We start from the raw sequence: 19,491 nt of genomic DNA on the forward strand, positions 1-19,491 counted from the left end.
TCCTTGCTGTGGGAGCGCACCAAGCAGCGTCCCATGGTGATCGCCAACCTGCTTGAGATCTAATCGCAATAACGCCTCCGCGCTCAAAATGCCGCGGAGGCAAGCTTCGCCTATACGCAGCATCAAACGAACCAGTTAGGAGCAAATGTGGCCCGGAAGCCATCTACGTCGTCAGGAAGCAACGCCGGAAATCGGCGCTCTCAAAGTGCGGCATCGGGGAAGCCGGGCACACGAAAAGGGCGCAATCCCCGCGCTCAGAAGGCTGCGGAAGCCGAGCGGGATTCCCGCAAGCTCATCGACGAATACGCCAAACGCGACATCGTCGGCATTGCCTTTGCCGTAGCCGCTGTGGTGCTTTTCATTGCGGCGGTCATGCGCTCTGATGCGATCGTAACCTCGTTCATATCGAGCGCACTTCACCTTACGCTCGGAATCGGCGCCTATATCCTTCCGTTGTTCCTGCTCGCAGTGGGAATCACCTTTCTTGTCCGCTTCGAGGCCGAACGCGTGCCCACCCGTGTTGCAGTGGGGCTTGCGCTCGTTTTCGTAGCGCTTCTCGCCATCTTCGCGCTTGCAACGCCCTTGCCCGAAGGGGCAGATCCCGCGGGCATCCTCTTTAACGAGCAGGAGCTCACGGTTCGCGGAGGCTACATCGGGGCAGGGATCGCTTGGCTTGGCATTACGCTCTTTGGTCAGGTCATTTCCATGGTGATCGTCATCGGCATCGCCGTGGCGGGACTTTGCGTCATCGGACTTTCCATCTCAAAGCTCATCGAGAGGATTCGCGAGAACCACGCTGAACGCAAAAACGAAGAGGGCGGCTCAAGCCTCCCGTTCGCGAGGATCCTGCGCAATTCGAATCGAGCCAATGCTGCCGATCAAGCGACCCCCGAAGTCGACGGCTCAGCCGAAACGCGCGTTATCGCCGCCCATCCCTTGGCAACCCCCGAATCGATTGCAGGAACCACGGCGTCCTCTGCGAAGACTCGGGCAATTGGGCGGGCCGAGCGCAAAGCTGCCCGCCAAGCAGAGCGCGAGGCAACCGAAGCGAATAAGCTCGAAGAAGCAGGCGAGCAGCTTGATTCGCTCCAAACGCGCAGGATCGAACCGATCGAGGGCGCATCAACGGCGCTTACGCGCAAACTCGGCAAGAAGGCCGATACCGACAAGGCCGCTTCAGCAAACCCGACGGCCAAAAAGAGTTCCCGCCCCAAGTTACCCGCAAGTGCACCGACACCCCTCGAGGGTTTCACGCTCCCTTCGATGGACCTTCTGTCGTATTCCAACGACCCCGAGAAAGATCGCGCTTCTGAAATCGAATTACAGGATACGGCAGCTCGTCTCCAGGAGACACTCGAGGATTTCCATATTCTCGCAAGCGTCGTCGGTTGGGTCGCCGGTCCCACGGTCACGCTCTTCAAGGTCGATCTGCCTGCCGGCGTGCGCGTGAGCCGCGTCACCGCGCTCTCCGACGACATCGCCCTCGCGCTCGCCGCACCGGGCGTGCGCATCTTCGCGCCGATTCCCGGGACGAACTACGTCGGCATCGAGGTTCCGAACAAAACGCGCCAAACCGTCTACCTCGGCGATGTGCTTAAAGATGCCGATGGCGGACCTCTTCTCATGGCAATCGGAAAAGACGTCGAAGGAACGTCGATCATCACCGACCTCGCGAAGATGCCGCATCTTCTCATCGGCGGCACGACCGGCTCCGGTAAATCCGTCTCGATTAACGCTATGATCATGTCGATCCTCATGCGCGCAACGCCCGCCGAAGTCCGCTTCATCATGATCGACCCGAAGCGCGTGGAATTCACGCCCTACAACGGCATTCCGCATCTCTATGTCCCGGTTGTGACCGAGGCAAAAGAGGCGGCAAGCGCTCTGGCCTGGGGCGTCGCCGAAATGGAACGCCGATTGAAGGTATTTTCGAAAGTCGGCGCGAGAAACATCGGGCAGTACAACGCGAAGGTGCACACAGCGCTCGAAAACGCAGAAGAAACCGAAGAACCCGTCCCCGACGAACTCGCGCAGCAACTTCCGTATATCGTGATCATCATCGACGAGCTTGCCGACCTCATGATGAACGTCGGCAAGGAAGTGGAATTCTCCATCAGTCGCATAGCCCAGCTTGCGCGTGCTGCCGGCATCCATCTCATTGTCGCGACGCAGCGCCCCTCTACCAACGTGGTGACGGGCCTTATCAAAGCGAATATCACGAACCGCATCGCCTTCAACGTGGCATCGGGCATCGACTCGCGCGTCGTTTTGGACACTCCGGGCGCTGAGAACCTCATCGGCTTGGGAGACATGCTTTTCAGCAAGCCCGAATACGCGAAACCGCAGCGCATCCAGGGGTGTTATGTGTCCGAAGACGAGATCAACGCCGTCGTCGACGCCTTGAAGGAACAAGGTCAGCCTGAGTACCACTCCGAGATTCTGAAGACCAACCTCGTAACGAATCTCTCGCAGGCACCCGATGGCTCAGGCGGTACAGTGAAAGAAGACGATCCGCTTTTGTGGGATGCGGCGGAACTTGTCGTGTCGTCGGGGCTTGGATCGACCTCGAACATTCAACGGCGCTTCAAGGTAGGCTATTCGCGAGCAGGTCGTATAATGGATATGCTTGAGGAACACGGCGTCGTCGGTCCTCCGAACGGCAGCAAGCCGCGCGAGGTACTCGTCGATGCAATGGAACTCGAGACGCTGAAGGCATTCGAAGCGAACGACGCCGCAAAGGAGTAGAAGGTGGCTAACAATACGACATTCGGCGCTGTGCTCAGGGAAGCGCGCGAACGTCGAGGCATGGATATTCAATCCGTCGCCCGGCAGATGCGCGTGCGCGCCGACATCATTCGAGCAATCGAAAACAACGACTTCTCGCGCATGCCGCCTCGCGGTTACGCGAAGAATATGGTCGCCACCTATGCCCGTATCGTCGGCGTTAACCAGACTTCTATCACGCGGATGTACCTTGAAGCGGCAAACGCCTATGAGACGGGGAAGATGAAAAACGACTCGTCCCGCGTGCCGAACATGAGGTCCCAAAGATCATCGCGAAACGGTCAGACGCAAACTGCGCGCAGAACAGGATCGAGGCAGGGCGACGATTCGTCGAGAAGGCCATCGGGGCGTCTGTTGCTCGACGATCGTCACGACGGGCGATCCTCGACGCGCCATACCGATCATGTCCACACGTCGCGCAGGCCCCTTTCTCCGGGTAGTCCACAATACACGAACCTCTACGCGGCTCCGCAAAGCGTCTCCCAGCCGAAACCTAAGCTACCGCTGCTCATCGGCATCGGAGTGATTGCTGTTATCGTAATCATCATCTGCGTTTTCGTTTTCGGCGGCAAAGAATCTAAACCGGCCCAAGAAACGCCGACGGTGCCCATCACCGGCTTATCCGATACCTCGAACAAGCAAGCGCAGAGCGAGGACACAACAAGCAGCGACACGCAAACGCAACAGACTTCCACGGCGCCGACGAAAGCGACCTTCACTTATAAGATCGCATCGGGCAAGAGCGCTTATGTGGAAATCTACGAAGGAGATTCCAACGCGGCAACTGTCGCCGAAACGATTACGGGACCTGCGGAGAAGTCCTTCGACGTCACCTCGAAGCTTCGTTTCATCTCCGATGCGTCAAGTGCCGTCGAAGTGACGGTTGACGGGGAGAAAGTCGATCTGTCCGAGAATAGCAACGGCATGTACGACTACACCGTCGACTTCTCGCAAATCCTCGCGAAGTGGCAGCAAGAGCACGGCTCTACGTCCTCGAGCACAAGCGACTCCACGAAATCGTCGACGCCGTCTTCAACTTCTTCGACAACATCGCAGCAAAGCTCGAACTCATCTTCATCAAGCAGCTCAAGCTCGACGAAGAGCTCAACCAGAACGTCCGAATAACCTGAAAAGGAGTTTCACATGGCAAAAGAATCAAGCTTCGACATCGTGTCGACCGTCGACATCCAAGAAGTCGACAACGCGTATCAGCAGGCAAAACGTGAGATCTCGCAGCGTTACGACCTGAAGGATTCGGGCGCTGAGATTACGCTCGACAAACAGAACAAGACTCTTGGCATCCATGCGCCAGCCGATTTCGTCGCGCGTCAGGTAAAAGATGTGATCGGAAGCAAACTCGTGAAGCGAGGGATCGAGCTCACGGCCGTGAAGTGGGGGGAACCGCAAGCCGCCACCGGACAAAGCGTGCGCCTGTCCGCAACGATCGTCGACGGCATCGACAAGGAAACCGCGAGCAAGATCAGCAAGGACATCCGCAACCTGAAGTTGAAGTGCAAGGCGACAATCGAGGGTGACAAGCTGCGCGTTTCCTCGGCATCGCGCGACACGCTTCAGGAGGTCATCGCCTTCCTGAAAAACCAGGACTACGGCCAACCGCTGCAATACACGAACTATCGCTAGGGATTCGCGTTCATGACATTTGAAGTTTCGCAAAACGGGGGGCGCTCTGTCGCCTTCATCACGTTGGGCTGCGCCAAAAATGAAGTTGACTCCGAGAAGATGCGAGCAAAGGCGAAGGCGGCAGGCTATCGCATTGAACAGGACCCCGAAAACGCTGATGCAGTGGTAATCAATACCTGCTCCTTTATCCAAAGTGCCACCGAGGAAAGCCTCGAGGCGATTTTCGAAGCAGCAGGAATGGAAAACGTTGCATCGGGGGGTGCCAAGCTCATCGTGGCTGGCTGCATGCCTGCACGCTACGGCGACGATTTGGAAGTCGAATTGACCGAGGCAGACGCATTCGTGCCCTGCAGCAAGGAGGACGATCTCGGTGCGATTCTCGATGCCCTGTTCGGCGGTTCGCTTAAGAATGCAAGCCTTAATTCCGAGTCCAACGCGAACGTATCGAGCGCATCGGGCGAAGCCGTACGCGAGGATGAGCCAGTCAGCGTTTCCGCATACGTGAAGATCTCCGACGGCTGCGACCGTTTCTGTTCTTATTGCGCCATTCCCTTCATTCGCGGGCGTTATCATTCCTTCGCGCTCCAAGATATCGAACGCGAGGTAGCCGCCCACGTCGCAAAGGGCACTCGGGAAATCGTGCTTATCGCGCAGGATACCGGGCGCTGGGGACAGGACTTTAAGGAGCCCTCGACGCTTGCTGCGCTCATGGGCGAACTTGCCGAGCGCTATCCTTCGACATGGTTCCGCGTGATGTATATCCAGCCCGAAGGCATCACCGACGAGCTCCTTCAAACCGTGGCTTCGCATGACAATATCTGCTCCTACTTCGACATCCCGCTTCAGCATGTCGACAAGGCGCTCCTGCACGACATGAACCGTGCCGGGTCCCGCGAGAAGTACCTGGCTCTCGCCGAACACATCCGCGCGACAGTACCCGAGGTCACGTTGCGCACGACGCTGATTGCAGGTTTCCCTGGCGAAACGGAAGAACAATTCGAAGAGCTCTGCGACTTCGTCTCCGAAGGGCTTTTCGACTACATCGGCGTGTTCGCCTATTCCCGCGAGGAGGGAACGGCAGCCTACGATTTACCCGATCAAATTGACGAGGACGTCAAAGCCGAGCGCGCGCAGACCTTGCGCGATCTCGCCGACGCCTCGTGCACGCCCCGTATCGCTCAGCGCATCGGTCGCGAGATGGATGTGCTCGTCGAAGGAAGGGAAGAGGATGGGCAGCTTTTCGGCCGTGCGATGTGCCAGGCGCCCGACGTCGATGGCGAGACGTATATCAGCGCTGGGAACGTGGGCGACATCGTGCACGTCCGCATCGCCGACACGCTGCTCTACGAAATGGAGGCGGAGTAATGCCGACCGAGTTGAAGCCGGGGGAGACCGAGAAGCTGTGGACGATTTCCAACATCATCACGCTTGTCCGCATCTGCCTCGTGCCGGTGTTCGTCATCGCGCTCATCACGCCATGGCCCGACTGGTTTAGCATAGAGAGCGTTTCATCAACAACGAAAAGCCTGATTGCAGCTCTTATCTTCATTTTGATCTCTTGCACCGACTGGCTTGACGGGTATCTCGCCCGCACCCGTGGGGAAGTAACGAACTTCGGCAAGTTTATGGATCCGCTCGCAGACAAAATCCTTGTCTGTGCCGCATTGCTCGCACTCGTGGAGCTGAAGGTCCTGCCGTCGTGGCCGGTGCTTATTATCTTAGCGCGCGAGTTCATCGTATCGGGCATCCGCATGGTCGCCGCCGACAAAGGCGTCGTCATTGCCGCAAGCTGGTACGGAAAAGCGAAGACTGTCGCGCAGATAATCGCAATCGTACTGTTCATCGTGAAAGACTCCATCCTTCCTGCGACCAGCGGAAACCCGCTTGATAACCCTCTCTACGTGCTCTCATGGCTCGCCATGATCGTCGCGCTTGCCCTCACAATCATCTCGATGATGGACTACTTTGCCAAGGCACGCCACCTTCTCGGCTTCACCACGAGCAAAGAAAAAGCCGCCATGCAGCACGAGTGCGAAAAAGCAAAGAGCGGAGCTGACGAGTCGAATGAAGACATCGCTCGCCGCATCATCGAGATCGCAAGCAAAAACGGGAAGACGGTCGGCTGTGCTGAGAGCCTTACCGGCGGCCTCATCGCAGGTACTCTCACCGCAATTCCCGGAAGCTCCCAGGTTGTACGCGGCGGCATCGTAAGCTACGTGAATGAAATCAAGCATCGCGAACTTGGCGTAGACGAAACGCTTCTTGAAACCGAGGGCGCTGTCTGCGAAGGCGTCGCGCGTCAAATGGCCGAAGGGGTTCGCAAGAATCTCGGCACCGATATTGCCGTCGCAGTGACAGGGATTGCGGGGCCGGGAGGAGAGGAACCGGGCAAGCCCGTCGGCACGGTATGGGCTGCGCTTTCTACGCAAAATGCCTGCAAGACAACTTGTTTTCACTTCGACGGCAATCGCAAGGAAGTGCGCAACGCGACAGTTCGCGAGGCCTTGCGCATGATCGAGGACGCACTTTCAACGCATTCCGCATGATTTTCTGCAGATAACCTGCCAGGAATCGGGAAGGTTCCCGTAAAAGCTCCGCCAGATTGCGACGTTACGATTCCCTCGAGGCAAGTTCAACCACGAGCCTTGACTAACAAACGTATGTTCGTATAATGAGGAGCTATGACATGGATGAAATCGCCGTAATCGGAGGAGAAGGAATGAACGACGAAAAAGCCAAGATGCTCAAGATCACGACCGATCAAATCGAGCAGAAATTCGGTCGGGGCTCGATCATGAAACTTGGCGAGGGGGGCGAACACCTCAACATCGGTGTCATTCCGACCGGCGCTCTCCCGCTTGATGCCGCACTGGGAATCGGCGGTGTCCCCCGAGGACGCATCATCGAAATCTACGGTCCCGAATCATCGGGTAAAACGACGCTGGCTCTGCAGATTCTCGCCGAAGCGCAGGCGATGGGCGGCGTTGTTGCCTTCATCGACGCCGAACACGCCCTCGACCCGGTATACGCCGCAAGGCTCGGAGTCGACATCGACGAGGTGCTCATCTCCCAGCCCGACACGGGCGAGCAGGCGCTCGAGATCTGCGACATGCTCGTACGCTCCGGCGCCATCGACGCCGTCGTCGTCGACTCCGTCGCAGCTCTCGTTCCCCGCGCCGAAATCGAAGGCGAAATGGGCGAAACCACAGTTGGCCTTCAGGCACGCCTTATGTCGCAAGCGCTGAGAAAGCTTGCAGGCTCACTTTCAAAATCAAACACGACCTGCATTTTCATCAACCAGCTGCGTGAAAAAATCGGCGTGATGTTCGGCAACCCCGAAACGACTACGGGCGGTCGCGCCTTGAAGTTCTTCTCGAGCGTTCGAATCGACATCCGACGCATCGACAGCATTAAGAAAGACGGCGAAGTCGTCGGCAACCGTGTGCGCGCAAAGGTCGTGAAGAACAAGGTTGCGCCTCCGTTCCGTCAAGCCGAGTTCGACCTTATGTACGGTGAGGGCATTTCACGCGAAGGATGCATTGTCGATATGGCGGTTGAATGCGGCGTAGCGAAGAAGAGCGGCGCATGGTATACCTACGGCGAAGAGCGTCTTGGACAAGGCCGCGAAGCCGCAAAAGCTACGTTAAGGCAGAACCCTGAAATGAGGGAAGAGCTCGAGAACAAAGTTCGCGAAGCTTTCGAGATTCCTATTCCGACCCGCACTCCCGAAGAAGCCGACGCTGTCACTCCCGTTGCGAAGCCAAAGAAAAAATAGCGACTCATGGCAACGCTCATCGACTTAGAGCAGCTCAAGCAGAATATCCGAGAAATCGAAGCCTCCTCCGCATTCGCGAACACCACCCTTGCGGAGGAAGAGGCAAAAGCATTCAAGAAAATCTTGAAACTCGCGAGCATTCGAGAGCAGGCGAGCAAAAAGCTTTTCGAACGCCTTCTTAAAGACGGCTTCGGCGAAGAAGCTGTATCGAACGCTATGGAACGGGCAATCGAAGTTCACATCGTTGACGACAGCCGATACGCCGAGGTATACATGCGAACCCAGCTTGCTCAGGGGAAAGGGCGCCGAGGTATCGAACGAGCTCTCGAACAGCTCGATATCGCCTCACCTTCCGAAGAAGCGTGGGGACTCGCTTACGAGCGCTACGGCGACGATGAGCTCGAACGTGCTATCTCCTTTCTGAACCGCAAGCCACCACACTCGAAAAACCTTCGCGACGGAGCATATCGAAAGCTGGTTCAAAAAGGGTACAGCAGCGATGTTGCCTCCACCGCTGCCAGAAGATGGTATGAAGCCCGAGAGACATCTGAAAGTGGTAATTTCGCCGACTAGGGAAGGCATTTTCGCATTTTTTACCCATGGGGGTTATATGACCAGCAAACTTACTCTATTATGTAAGGAGGCATAAGTGATTTGCGTCCCGTAAGGGATTTCATATATAACGATAACCTCATATGACGCTCCTTTTGACGTACGCGTTTCGCTTTAGCCCGGCATTGCCCAGCAATGTCGGGTTTTTTATGCCACGACTATTGGAACTCAAACAGGGAAGGGGGAGCATATGCCCAGCTTTGCATGGCTTATCATCGGAGCGATCATCGGCATAGCTCTCGGCTTCGTCATCACCCGCTACGTAATCAACGCCTCGACCAAGAAAGCAGCACAAGAGGCTGACGACATGATTGCCGACGCAAAACGACAAGCCGAGACCATGCGAAAGGAAGCAGTTCTCGAAGCAAAGGATCAAGCTCTCAAACTCAAACAGGAAGCTGAAGCCGAAAACAAAGAGCGCATGAAAGAGGTGCGCGCAGCGGAGAATCGCATTTCCCAGCGTGAGGAATCTCTTGACCGCCGCGTCGAATCGCTCGATGCGAGAGAGCATCAAATTTCCTCGCTGCAGGGTCAGGTCGAGCGCCGCGAGCGCAACGTCGAACAAGTTGAGCAACAAGCAGCTCAGCGTCTCGAGCGCATTGCAGGTATGACACCCGACGAAGCGAAAAACGAGCTGCTCATGTCTCTCAAGGATGAGGTGGCGCACGAGTCGGCAGCAATTATCCGCGACGCGGAGGCTCAGGCGAAAGCCGAGGCCGACAAGAAATCCCGCATGATCTTAAGCCTCGCCATCCAGCGCGTTGCAGCCGATCATTCTGCCGAGAACACGGTGTCGACGATCCATATCCCGTCGGACGACCTAAAGGGCCGCATCATCGGACGAGAAGGCCGAAACATCCGCTCCTTCGAGCAGCTTACGGGCACGAACCTCATCATTGACGACACACCTGAATGCGTTACGATTTCGTGCTTCGACCCTGTTCGTCGTGAAATCGGCCGCGTCACCATGGAAAATCTCATCGCAGATGGCCGTATTCACCCTGCACGAATCGAAGAGATGTTCGGCAAGGCAGAGCAATACGTCAACCAGCGCGTACGTGAGGCAGGCGAGCAGGCGGCATTCGACACGGGTATTCACGACTTGCATCCCGAGCTCGTGAAAACTTTGGGTCGACTTCGCTATCGCACCTCGTATGGCCAAAATGTTCTTAATCATTCCCTTGAGGTCGCGTATCTCTCGGGTGTTATGGCTTCAGAGCTTGGGCTCGACCCGGTTCCCGCAAAACGAGCAGGACTGTTGCATGACCTCGGTAAGGCAGTCGATCACGAGGTCGAAGGCAGCCACGCAGTCATCGGTGCAGATCTCGCCCGCCGCTTCGGCGAGCGTCCCGAAATCGTCCACGCAATCGAAGCGCACCACAACGACGTTGAGCCGAATAGCGTGCTTGACGTGCTCGTCCAGGCTGCAGACGCTGTCTCCGCCGCGCGCCCCGGTGCTCGCAAGGAAACGCTCGACGCCTACGTTAAGCGCCTTGAAAAACTCGAAGAGATTGCAAACTCTTACAAGGGCGTAGAGCGCACCTACGCTATCCAAGCAGGTCGCGAAGTCCGCGTCATGGTCGAACCTGAAGTCGTCGACGAGGCGCAAACCGTCGTCTTGGCCCATGACATCGCTCATCGCATTGAAAGCGAGATGCAGTACCCGGGCCAGGTCAAGGTTGTGGTCATTCGCGAAAGCCGTGCTATCGGAATCGCAAAATAGCATATGAGCACTTCGGATCTCGAACAATTCGTTGATTCCGTTTGCGACGAAAGCCATCTCCGAATCGAAGACGATTTAGGGGATGGCTTCGTTCGTCTTCGCACCTCCGAGGCGGAGCGACGACAAGCCGCTCACGATATCCGTTCAACTGAAGACATCGTTATCGAGCTCCTCCGCAACGCAAGAGATGCGCATGCTCGTACGATCTTCCTTGCAGTCGGGCGAGACGGAGACGTCCGAAAGCTCACCATGATCGACGACGGAGATGGCATCCCCCCTGCGCTTCATGAGCGCATTTTCGAACCGCGCGTCACATCCAAGCTCGATACTGTTCATATGGACAAATGGGGGGTGCACGGCAGGGGAATGGCGCTCTATTCCATTAAAGTCAACTCAATGCAGGCTAAGGTACTTACGTCGAATAAGGATTTGGGGAGCGCGTTTTACGTTGAGACCGACCTCACGAAGCTGCCCGAGCGCGCCGATCAATCGACCTTTCCCACCTTTGAGGCGACAGAGACCGGGGGCTACTCGATGCGTGGGCCAAAAAACATCGTTCGCACCGCCACGGAGTTCGCTCTTGAATCTCGAAAGTCCTGTACAGTCTATTGGGGATCTGCTACCGAAATAGCGGCAACGCTTTATGAATTTGGAGCAGCAACGACCTCTCCAGCAGTGAGAGCCTTCACCAAGGATCCCAACGAACTGGCCGTATGCAAGCGTCTTTGCACGGCGTCCGACCCAGCAAGCTTCGCGGAGATTGCAGAAGAATTGGGGCTTTCCCTTTCCGAACGATCGGCCCGTCGAATCTTGAACGAGGAAATCAAGCCTATCGTTTCCCTGGCGGAAATGGTGAGGACGCAAGCACTTCCCGCTAAGGAAAAAAATCCAGAGCCCGCAACGAAAACCAGCCCGAAGGCCATCTCCCATGATGCTCGGTCGCTGCGCCTTTGCAATGACGACAAAGCGCTTCTCTCGAAATCCTGCGAGCAAGCATTTCTCGATATTGCCGATCGATATTACCTCGAGCCCCTTGGCGCACCCGAGGTGAAGGTGGGTTCCCAAAAGATTGAGATCACTATTCGCTTCGATAAGCAAAGATAGCCGTTTCCGCAGGTTGCCACGTACAAGGTGAATTGCTATCATTTGTTTCCGTAGCCAGAAAACCACCACTGAAACACACTACGAAACGACAAGGAAACGCACGTGACAACCGCATCGGATTCGCAGCCGTCTATCGGCTGCCTGAAAGTGTCGTCGAAATCATCTCCCGCATCCGTTGCGGGAGCGATTGCCGGCATGATAAAAGACGGATCGCATGTCGAGATCCAGGCGGTTGGGGCTGGCGCCGTCAACCAAGCCGTCAAGGCTATCGCCATCTCGCGAGGATTCCTTTCTCCCGTAGGAATCGAAATTGTTTGCGCTCCCTCATTCGCCGACATCGTCATCGATGGCGAATACCGTACCGCAATCCGATTCACCGTCGAGCCACGTGTCGCAATCTCGCCAATTGCGTCCGCAGAAACGAACACCACCAATTTGGAGCACTGATACAACATGCATTCACCCATTAATGGGCTCACTTTCTGCATCCATACCTTTGGATGCCAAATGAACAAGCACGACTCGGAGCGCATCGCCGGAATGCTTGAAGCACTCGGCGCCTTGATGGTAGACACCGTCGAGGATTCCGATATTGTCATTTTTATGACCTGCTGCGTTCGCGAAGCTGCCGACACCCGCCTCTATGGGCAGGTCGCTTCCATGAAGAACATCCCGCTTCGAAGCGATTCACCGCTTTCGAAGCGAATCATTGCAGTTGGAGGATGCATCGGCCAGCGTGATGGGGAGAAACTCACCGAAGCGCTTCCGCATCTCGATGTCGTTTTCGGTACGCATAACCTTGGCTCACTCCCTCGATTGCTCGAGGCGACGATTGAGGGGCAGGGGAAGCAAGTGGAGGTGCTCGCCGCATCGTCGGAATTCCCGACCGAGCTCCCTACCAGCCGAGAGCATTCCTGGTCAGCATGGTTGCCCATCACCATCGGCTGCAACAATTTCTGCTCGTACTGCATCGTCCCTTACGTGCGTGGTCGCGAAAAGTCACGAACGCTTGAGGATATCGTTGCAGAAGCCGAGCGCTACGTCGCTTCGGGTGTGAAAGAGATCACACTCCTCGGCCAAAACGTGAACTCTTACGGACGCGATCTGTACGGAAAGCCGCGCTTCGCCGATGTGCTTGACGCCGTCGACCAAACTGGAATCGCGCGCCTTCGATTCGCAACGAGCCACCCCAAAGACCTCACCGATGAAGTCATCGAGAAGTTCGGGTCGCTCGAATCGCTCATGCCCGCACTCCATCTACCCGTCCAATCGGGTTCGAATGCGATCCTCGCGGCAATGAACAGGCGCTATTCTCGCGATCATTACCTGCGCTTGATCGATAAGATTCGCAAGGTACAGCCCGATATCGCCCTGTCGACCGACATCATCGTCGGCTTCCCCGGCGAAACCGCAAAAGATTTCGAAGACACGTACCGCCTCGTGGAAGAAGTGGGCTATCACCAGGTGTTCACCTTTATCTATTCGAAACGAGCAGGTACGCCAGCCGCTGAGATCGAGGACCCTACGCCACGAGAAGTGATCCAAGAGCGATTCGACCGCCTTGTCGACCTCGTGCAAAAACGCGCCTACGACCTCAATCAACCTGATGCCGGCACCATTGTTCCCGTTCTTGTGGAAGGTACCTCGAAGCGCGATGAGCACATGCTCGCAGGTAAAAGTCCGAAGAACCAAACGGTCCACGCCCTTTTACCACAAGATGCATCGGCAGACGAACTTGCCGGCACCTTCGTGAATGTGAAAATCGAAGAGGCGAAAACATGGTATCTTTCGGGTCACGTCGTCGACACGAGCGACTCACTGTAATCACCATGAAGGACGAACCCGGAGACATAGCCATCAATCTGGAATTCAAACGACCGGTCATCTGCATTGTCGGACCAACAGCGTCAGGGAAAACCGACGTAGCACAGCTCCTTGCGCGCAAACTCGATGGGGAAGTGGTAAGTGCTGACTCCATGCAAATCTATCGCGGCATGAACATCGGCACCGGAAAACTTCCCGAGGCGGAGCGTCTTGTTTCCCATTTTGGTTTTGACCTGGTCAATCCAGGCGATGCATACTCTGCGGCTGTATTTCAGCACTATGCAAGAGAATGCTTCGCCGATATTGATAGCCGCGGAAAGCAGGCCCTTCTCGTCGGAGGAACCGGCCTTTACGTTCGCGCCGCGATCGATGCATATGAGTTCCCGAAAGGGGAGCAGGTCGACAATCCGATACGTGACGAGTGGACTGCTTATTTTAACGAACATGGCGCCGAGGAACTATGGGAGCGACTTCGTGAACGCGACCCGGAAAGTGCTGCCGTTATCCATCCAAACAATGTACGACGCGTCATTCGTGCGTTCGAGCTTCTCGAAGAAGGCGCGACGTACGCATCCCAAAAGGAAAAGCTCGCAACTATCGCGCAAGCCGTCCCCGCACGCTTTATCGGCCTTGCCGTCGATCCGGCAATCCTGAATGATCGAATTAATCGACGCGTCGACAAGATGATCGAAGAAGGCCTCGTCCAAGAAGTCGAACGGCTCCTCAGCGCTGGCTTTCGCGAAGGCATCACTGCACCACAAGCAATTGGTTACAAGGAAATTGTCTCAGCACTCGATGGGGTCATATCTCTTGATGAGGCAATCGAGCAAATAAAGACAGCTACGCGCCGCTACGCAAAACGCCAGCGCACGTGGTTTCGGAAAGATACGCGAATTACATGGATTGATGCGAATTCGGGTGACGCTGAGACGATTGCAATACAAGCGCAACATTCACTTGGTACAATGAGCGCCTAAGTCAACAGAAAGAGGATATGCACTCATGGAGCTTTCATTCATCAAACTCAATGGAGCTGGTAACGACTTCGTTTTCGTGGATGATCTGTCCAACGAGATTGAACTCACCACATCTCAGGTTTCTTGGTTATGCGACAGGCATTTCGGCATCGGTGCTGACGGCGTCATCCTTGTCCGTCCTTCCGAGCGTCCGGAATGCGCGGCATACATGCACTACATCAACTCGGACGGAACACTCGCCCAAATGTGCGGCAATGGCGTGCGCTGCTTCGCGAAGTTTCTTGTCGATCGTGGTTACGTGCAGGCGAGCGACGGTTCGTTTATTGCTGATACCCTCGCGGGGCCGAAGCCGATCAGCTTCACCGTTGACGAGCAGGACAAGATGACTCAGGCAACGGTCGACATGGGACATCCTATTCTCGACCCGCAAGAAGTCCCTGTAAATGCACAAGCCAATGCAACGTCGCCGCTGGGCACCCCCTATGCAAAGGATGTCGCAATCGAGTCCCCCTGGGGTCCTTTCTCCTTCACCTGCGTTTCCATGGGCAACCCTCACGCCATTACGTTCATTGAGGACTTCGACGTTCTGCCTGACGACCTTTTTACGGGAGCGCCGAAGGAGCTCGCTACGCTTGACCTCGAGAAGATCGGTGCTTTCTACGAATCGAATCCTATCTTCCCCGAAAAAGCCAATATTGAGTTTGCCCACATAAGCGAAAAGGGCATTGAGATGCGCGTCTACGAACGAGGCTGCGGTGAAACCCTCGCATGCGGTACGGGAGCATGCGCTACGTGCGTTGCCGCCGCATTGACCGAGCGTGCCGGTCGCGAGAACGACCTTATCCTTCGCGGTGGCGTGCTTCATATCCTATGGACCGAAGACGACCACGTCATGATGACAGGTCCCGCCACCGAGGCGTTTGAAGGCACGGTTTCACTGTAAGCATGGAAGAATTTGCAACGGTTCTCACAAAGGGAGCGCGCACCACATTCGAAGAGCAGCGAGAACGCGCGATCCTCGTTGGGGTCGATCGCCCGAATCAAAAATGGTCGCTTGAGTCCTCGCTTGCCGAACTCGAACGCCTTGCGGACACCGCCGGCGCCGACACGGTAGCACGAACGACCCAGAAGCTCGAATCTCCCAATCCGCGCACCTTCGTGGGAACCGGCAAAGCGGAAGAAATCGCACAGCTTGCACGCTCATATTCAGCTGACCTGGTAATATTCGACGACGAGCTCACGCCATCACAACAATCGAACCTCGAGAAGACGATCGACAAGAGCATTAAGATCATCGATCGGACTGCGCTTATCCTCGACATTTTCGCGCTTCACGCCACCTCGAAAGAAGGTCGGCTTCAGGTGCGACTCGCACAGAATCAGTATCTCTACCCTCGGCTTCGCGGTATGTGGGCTCACCTTGCTTCGAACCGTATGGGCGGCGGCGTCGGGTCGCGCTTCGGCGAAGGCGAAAGCCAGCTTGAAGTCGACCGAAGGATGGTTCGCAAACGAATTACTTCCATTAAGCGCGAGCTTGCCCACCTCTCCAACGTTCGTTCATTGCAGCGAGAGGAACGTTATGCGAGCGGCATGTTCCGCGTTGCACTTGCTGGTTATACCAATGCAGGTAAGTCAAGCTTAATCAATCGCCTTTGCAATGCCGATGTGCTTAGTTACGACAAGTTGTTCGCGACACTTGATTCCACTACCAGGAAATTCGAGCTGCCGGAAGGACGCGAGATAACGGTCACCGACACGGTCGGCTTCATTCAAAAACTACCGACGACTTTGATCGAAGCGTTCAAATCAACTCTCGATGAGATCACTGGCGCAAACCTCATTCTTCACGTTATCGATGCAGCATCGAGCGAGCGCGACAGCCAACGAGAAGCAGTCGAAGAGACGCTTGAGCAAATTAAAGCCCAATCAATTCCTCGCATCGAAGTCTTCAATAAATGCGATGTCCTAAGCAAGGAAGAAGCTGCCGCAATCAGAGGTCGCCATCCCCAGGCAATTCTCATCTCTGCAAAAACAGGGGAGGGAATCGACGAGCTCATCAAGAGAATCGCTCAAGCGGCATCATCTGCCGACACCCATATGAGCGTCTTAATTCCTTACGAGAAAGGAGCGCTCGTAGCAAAGGCCCACGAGCGCTGTCATATCGTGAGCGAAAGCCATGAAGAGCAGGGAACCTCACTCACGATGTTCGTCCCGAAGAGCTACGTCAGCTCCTTTGAGCCGTACCTTAGAGACGACGAAAAACCGCAACAACCTTGCCCGCAATAGAGCAGTTCGTGGTGATGATCGGTTCCATTGAGGAGTTTTCCGGCTGAAGTCGGATATGATCTTTCTCCTTAAAGAAGCGCTTCACTGTCGCACCATCGTCGATGATGGCAACAACAATATCACCGTTATTGGCCACCGGCTGCTCTTTGACGACCACATAGTCTCCGTCGTTGATTCCCGCCTCGATCATCGACTCGCCACGCACGGACAAAAGAAACGATGGAGCATCGCCAACGATATCGGTAGGAAGAGAAATCGTATCGGTGATGTTCTCCTCAGCGAGAATCGGCACGCCTGCAGCAACATCGCCCACAAGCGGCACATTGACTATCTTGCTGAAACTCGGCTGGACCACATCGGCAGCGGAAGGCAAGGGCGTAGAGGATCCTTCAAGGGGATAGGTGAGCGATATTGAACGCGACTTCAACGGATCTCGTTTGATGAGGCCTTTTTCTTCAAGTGCCTTAAGGTGCACATGGACCGTAGAAGGGGAGGAAAGTCCCAGCGCATGGCACACCTCGCGAACCGTCGGTCCGTAGCCCTTTTCCCGAATGCAATCCTCGATGCAATCAAGAACAGCTTGTTGGCGCTTCGTCACTTTGGCAGCCATAGTGCGTCCTTTCAATAAATCGAACAAATGTTTGAAATAATTATTGACGTGAACCTTTGTTCGATTTATTATAAACGCGAACAAAGGTTCTACGCAAGAGCGAGGAGGCACAAAGATGGGAAATTTCGAAACCAGCTACCCAGTACAAGGATCTGCCGCTCTAAAGCCCAGCTCAACCGAACAATACCAAGCTGGGACCATCATCGAATTCCCTGCAATTGCGCAAAACGAGTTTGGAAGCGCGCCCTTCGAACAGAACAGCGCAATGTCTCAGCCTTCGGATTACTCTCAGCTCACGGCGCTTTTTACTACGCCTTTCGAGAATCGCAAAATGGTTCGAAGCCTGAAAGAAGGCAGCTTGCGTGGCGTTTCGAAACGCAAAGTTGAAGCCCCTCAAGCAATTGCCTGCGGCCTTGTAATGACGATTGCCTCGTTTCTCCTGTTCTTCCTATAAGGAAAGCATTGACGAGGGCAACGTCATCAATTGTGCTGACATCCTGATCAAACGCATAAGAGATATCGCATATTGTATGATACCTTTAATAATAACGAAGCTTAAAGGAGCATACACATGCGCTGTCCCTCTTGCGGTTACCTCGAATCCAAAGTAGTGGATTCCCGACCATCAGATGATGGAACATCAATCCGCAGACGTCGAGAATGTCTCCAATGCCAGCGGCGATTCACGACGTATGAGCGTTTGGGGGACAACCCACTCGTCGTTGTCAAAGTCGACGGTTCTTCCGAGGCGTACGATCGAAGCAAGTTATTCCGGGGCCTTCTTATTGCCTGCGCAAAAAGACCGATCTCAAAGGAACAAGTCGATGCGTTGATTGACAGCATCGAAACCGAACTGCGCAATACTTCTCGCTCTGAAATCAAATCAAAAGAGCTCGGAGATATGGCGTTGAAACGACTCGCGAAGCTCGATGATGTTGCCTATGTCAGATTCGCGAGTGTATACAAAGACTTCCAGAATATCGAAGAGTTTGCTGAAGCACTTGAGGAGTTGCGATAGCCATGGCTGAACAGTTGCTCGTCCCTATAAAGCGCCTTGATGAAACGCTCGAGATCCCGCGCTACGCTTATGAAGGAGATGCAGGCGTTGACCTGCGCTCAGCTGAAGCGTTCTCACTCAAGCCATTCGAGCGAAAGCTTGTTCCAACTGGAATAGCAATCGCACTGCCGCGTGGCTATGCCGGTTTCGTTATGCCAAGAAGCGGGCTTGCCGTAAAACACGGTATTTCGATTGTTAACACTCCCGGACTCATCGACAGCGATTACCGTGGAGAACTGAAAGTCACCCTGATAAACCTTGATCCCGAGGAAACCTTCCATGCACAACGCGGAAACCGCATCGCCCAACTCGTCATCATGAAAGTCGAGAATGCAAATTTCGAATGTAGGGCGTCATTAGATGAAACCGAACGCGGTAATTCGGGTTTCGGAAGCAGCGGGGTTCAAGACTAGCTAGTTTTCCATAGCGCAAGTATCCAAGGAGCCAATGACAGGGCCTTAGAAAGGCTCTTAGAGCCTCCTTATTAAAAGCGCAGTTCAACAGCTTAAATACCAAATTGAGGAAGACGTTGCATAACAAAGAAGAAAACGAGCGGAAGCTCGCATCAACAAGAAAACTGATCATGTTCGCAAATATCGCGGGCCCCGTATCGCTCATCATAGGCGGAGTGCTATTAAGCACTGCAGGCCTGATTTGTTCACTGATCGCTCGGTCGCGGATCAATGTCCTGATTCGTCAGCAACCTCAAGATCAAGTCTTTACGGAAAAGGTAATGCAGGTTGCGAAGCCTGGTGCAATTGCACTCATAATCTGCTCTATAGCACTTGTACTCAATATCATCTCACTAGCACTTGTAATGCCAGCCGTCCTCGAAGCCGCACAAACCGATAGTCTCCAAACCTTGTTTGGCGGTGGAGCAATCAATACTGCAGGATCAGCAACGTCAACGTGGGGATAACAACCGATTCACCAAAGCTTTCATAGGCCTCGTTCTTGAAGCGCCCTCGGGTTTCTCAGGTTGTCACGCCGGCCACCAACTAGTCAGGCCTCTAATCAGGCACCTAGATTGACATCTCAAAGTACGTTCAATGTGACATAAGCCTGTCAAAAACCAAGAATGAGCTGGTAATATTCAAA

The 19,491-nt window shown here is 55.0% G+C and carries 19 protein-coding genes; 18 read left to right on the forward strand and 1 reads right to left on the reverse strand.

Annotated elements, in window-relative coordinates; all coding sequences use genetic code 11:
• The first annotated feature begins 147 nt into the window (after nucleotides 1–147).
• The 14 genes from Q0G85_RS08465 (at nucleotide 148) to hflX (ending at nucleotide 16,726) form a co-directional block, all read left to right on the forward strand.
• Nucleotides 148–2,745 (forward strand): DNA translocase FtsK 4TM domain-containing protein, encoded by a 2,598-nt coding sequence (locus Q0G85_RS08465; protein ID WP_297156695.1) that lies wholly within the window; start codon nucleotides 148–150, stop codon nucleotides 2,743–2,745.
• A gap of 3 nt (nucleotides 2,746–2,748) precedes the next feature.
• Nucleotides 2,749–3,909, forward strand: a complete 1,161-nt coding sequence (locus tag Q0G85_RS08470; protein ID WP_297156698.1) for a RodZ family helix-turn-helix domain-containing protein — start codon at nucleotides 2,749–2,751, stop codon at nucleotides 3,907–3,909.
• 18 nt (nucleotides 3,910–3,927) lie between these two features.
• On the forward strand, nucleotides 3,928–4,425 hold the full coding sequence (locus tag Q0G85_RS08475) for a YajQ family cyclic di-GMP-binding protein (RefSeq protein WP_297156701.1): 498 nt from the start codon (nucleotides 3,928–3,930) through the stop codon (nucleotides 4,423–4,425).
• A gap of 12 nt (nucleotides 4,426–4,437) precedes the next feature.
• On the forward strand, nucleotides 4,438–5,790 hold the full coding sequence (rimO, locus tag Q0G85_RS08480) for a 30S ribosomal protein S12 methylthiotransferase RimO (RefSeq protein ID WP_297156704.1): 1,353 nt from the start codon (nucleotides 4,438–4,440) through the stop codon (nucleotides 5,788–5,790).
• A complete protein-coding gene (pgsA, locus tag Q0G85_RS08485) occupies nucleotides 5,790–6,971 on the forward strand; it encodes a CDP-diacylglycerol--glycerol-3-phosphate 3-phosphatidyltransferase (RefSeq protein WP_297156705.1) in 1,182 nt (393 codons plus the stop codon). Before rimO ends, pgsA begins: the two co-directional genes overlap by 1 nt.
• Nucleotides 6,972–7,144: 173 nt before the next feature.
• Nucleotides 7,145–8,200, forward strand: coding sequence for a recombinase RecA (gene recA / locus Q0G85_RS08490; RefSeq protein WP_297156708.1), 1,056 nt, complete (start codon nucleotides 7,145–7,147; stop codon nucleotides 8,198–8,200).
• Nucleotides 8,201–8,206: 6 nt separating this feature from the next.
• The gene (locus Q0G85_RS08495) at nucleotides 8,207–8,773 is read left to right on the forward strand and encodes a regulatory protein RecX (protein WP_297156711.1); all 567 of its coding nucleotides are present in this window, start codon (nucleotides 8,207–8,209) and stop codon (nucleotides 8,771–8,773) included.
• A gap of 229 nt (nucleotides 8,774–9,002) precedes the next feature.
• Nucleotides 9,003–10,535, forward strand: coding sequence for a ribonuclease Y (gene rny / locus Q0G85_RS08500; protein ID WP_297156714.1), 1,533 nt, complete (start codon nucleotides 9,003–9,005; stop codon nucleotides 10,533–10,535).
• Nucleotides 10,536–10,538: 3 nt separating this feature from the next.
• Complete coding sequence (locus Q0G85_RS08505; protein WP_297156717.1) at nucleotides 10,539–11,639, forward strand: ATP-binding protein; 1,101 nt, start codon at nucleotides 10,539–10,541, stop codon at nucleotides 11,637–11,639.
• Nucleotides 11,640–11,771: 132 nt separating this feature from the next.
• On the forward strand, nucleotides 11,772–12,086 hold the full coding sequence (locus Q0G85_RS08510) for a stage V sporulation protein S (RefSeq protein ID WP_367116883.1): 315 nt from the start codon (nucleotides 11,772–11,774) through the stop codon (nucleotides 12,084–12,086).
• 6 nt (nucleotides 12,087–12,092) lie between these two features.
• The gene (miaB, locus tag Q0G85_RS08515) at nucleotides 12,093–13,463 is read left to right on the forward strand and encodes a tRNA (N6-isopentenyl adenosine(37)-C2)-methylthiotransferase MiaB (RefSeq protein WP_297156724.1); all 1,371 of its coding nucleotides are present in this window, start codon (nucleotides 12,093–12,095) and stop codon (nucleotides 13,461–13,463) included.
• Nucleotides 13,464–13,468: 5 nt separating this feature from the next.
• Nucleotides 13,469–14,440: a tRNA (adenosine(37)-N6)-dimethylallyltransferase MiaA gene (gene miaA / locus Q0G85_RS08520; protein WP_297156726.1), complete on the forward strand. Its 972-nt coding sequence runs from the start codon at nucleotides 13,469–13,471 to the stop codon at nucleotides 14,438–14,440.
• Nucleotides 14,441–14,465: 25 nt separating this feature from the next.
• Entirely contained in the window at nucleotides 14,466–15,383 is a 918-nt protein-coding gene (gene dapF / locus Q0G85_RS08525; protein WP_297156729.1) for a diaminopimelate epimerase, read from the forward strand.
• Between the two features lie 2 nt (nucleotides 15,384–15,385).
• Nucleotides 15,386–16,726 carry a GTPase HflX gene (gene hflX, locus Q0G85_RS08530; RefSeq protein ID WP_297156732.1) on the forward strand — a complete coding sequence of 447 codons (1,341 nt, stop codon included), beginning with the start codon at nucleotides 15,386–15,388 and terminating at the stop codon, nucleotides 16,724–16,726.
• Here the strand turns inward: hflX and lexA are convergent.
• Entirely contained in the window at nucleotides 16,686–17,336 is a 651-nt protein-coding gene (gene lexA / locus Q0G85_RS08535; RefSeq protein ID WP_297156735.1) for a transcriptional repressor LexA, read from the reverse strand. The two genes, hflX and lexA, sit on opposite strands and share 41 nt — an antisense overlap.
• Nucleotides 17,337–17,451: 115 nt before the next feature.
• Here lexA and Q0G85_RS08540 point away from each other — a divergent pair, with 115 nt between their 5' ends.
• The 4 genes from Q0G85_RS08540 to Q0G85_RS08555 all read left to right on the forward strand — a co-directional run bounded on the left by Q0G85_RS08540 (nucleotide 17,452) and on the right by Q0G85_RS08555 (nucleotide 19,312).
• Nucleotides 17,452–17,790 (forward strand): hypothetical protein, encoded by a 339-nt coding sequence (locus Q0G85_RS08540; RefSeq protein WP_297156738.1) that lies wholly within the window; start codon nucleotides 17,452–17,454, stop codon nucleotides 17,788–17,790.
• 117 nt (nucleotides 17,791–17,907) lie between these two features.
• Nucleotides 17,908–18,354, forward strand: coding sequence for a transcriptional regulator NrdR (gene nrdR / locus Q0G85_RS08545; RefSeq protein ID WP_297156740.1), 447 nt, complete (start codon nucleotides 17,908–17,910; stop codon nucleotides 18,352–18,354).
• A 2-nt stretch (nucleotides 18,355–18,356) separates the two neighbouring features.
• Complete coding sequence (gene dut, locus Q0G85_RS08550; RefSeq protein WP_297156743.1) at nucleotides 18,357–18,806, forward strand: dUTP diphosphatase; 450 nt, start codon at nucleotides 18,357–18,359, stop codon at nucleotides 18,804–18,806.
• A gap of 116 nt (nucleotides 18,807–18,922) precedes the next feature.
• Complete coding sequence (locus tag Q0G85_RS08555) at nucleotides 18,923–19,312, forward strand: hypothetical protein (RefSeq protein ID WP_297156746.1); 390 nt, start codon at nucleotides 18,923–18,925, stop codon at nucleotides 19,310–19,312.
• Nucleotides 19,313–19,491: the final 179 nt, after the last annotated feature.

The organism is uncultured Ellagibacter sp. (assembly GCF_934617235.1).
In the GTDB taxonomy this organism is placed as follows: Bacteria; Actinomycetota; Coriobacteriia; order Coriobacteriales; family Eggerthellaceae; genus Ellagibacter.

Bases quoted from the DNA above. Each gene is read 5' to 3' on its own strand.
- Q0G85_RS08495 (WP_297156711.1), top strand. From the start codon at position 8,207: ATGGCAACGCTCATCGACTTAGAGCAGCTCAAGCAGAATATCCGAGAA.
- nrdR (WP_297156740.1), top strand. From the start codon at position 17,908: ATGCGCTGTCCCTCTTGCGGTTACCTCGAATCCAAAGTAGTGGATTCC.
- Q0G85_RS08475 (WP_297156701.1), top strand. From the start codon at position 3,928: ATGGCAAAAGAATCAAGCTTCGACATCGTGTCGACCGTCGACATCCAA.
- Q0G85_RS08505 (WP_297156717.1), top strand. From the start codon at position 10,539: ATGAGCACTTCGGATCTCGAACAATTCGTTGATTCCGTTTGCGACGAA.
- pgsA (WP_297156705.1), top strand. From the start codon at position 5,790: ATGCCGACCGAGTTGAAGCCGGGGGAGACCGAGAAGCTGTGGACGATT.
- miaA (WP_297156726.1), top strand. From the start codon at position 13,469: ATGAAGGACGAACCCGGAGACATAGCCATCAATCTGGAATTCAAACGA.
- dut (WP_297156743.1), top strand. From the start codon at position 18,357: ATGGCTGAACAGTTGCTCGTCCCTATAAAGCGCCTTGATGAAACGCTC.
- miaB (WP_297156724.1), top strand. From the start codon at position 12,093: ATGCATTCACCCATTAATGGGCTCACTTTCTGCATCCATACCTTTGGA.
- rimO (WP_297156704.1), top strand. From the start codon at position 4,438: ATGACATTTGAAGTTTCGCAAAACGGGGGGCGCTCTGTCGCCTTCATC.
- recA (WP_297156708.1), top strand. From the start codon at position 7,145: ATGAACGACGAAAAAGCCAAGATGCTCAAGATCACGACCGATCAAATC.
- Q0G85_RS08540 (WP_297156738.1), top strand. From the start codon at position 17,452: ATGGGAAATTTCGAAACCAGCTACCCAGTACAAGGATCTGCCGCTCTA.
- dapF (WP_297156729.1), top strand. From the start codon at position 14,466: ATGGAGCTTTCATTCATCAAACTCAATGGAGCTGGTAACGACTTCGTT.
- hflX (WP_297156732.1), top strand. From the start codon at position 15,386: ATGGAAGAATTTGCAACGGTTCTCACAAAGGGAGCGCGCACCACATTC.
- lexA (WP_297156735.1), bottom strand. From the start codon at position 17,336: ATGGCTGCCAAAGTGACGAAGCGCCAACAAGCTGTTCTTGATTGCATC.
- rny (WP_297156714.1), top strand. From the start codon at position 9,003: ATGCCCAGCTTTGCATGGCTTATCATCGGAGCGATCATCGGCATAGCT.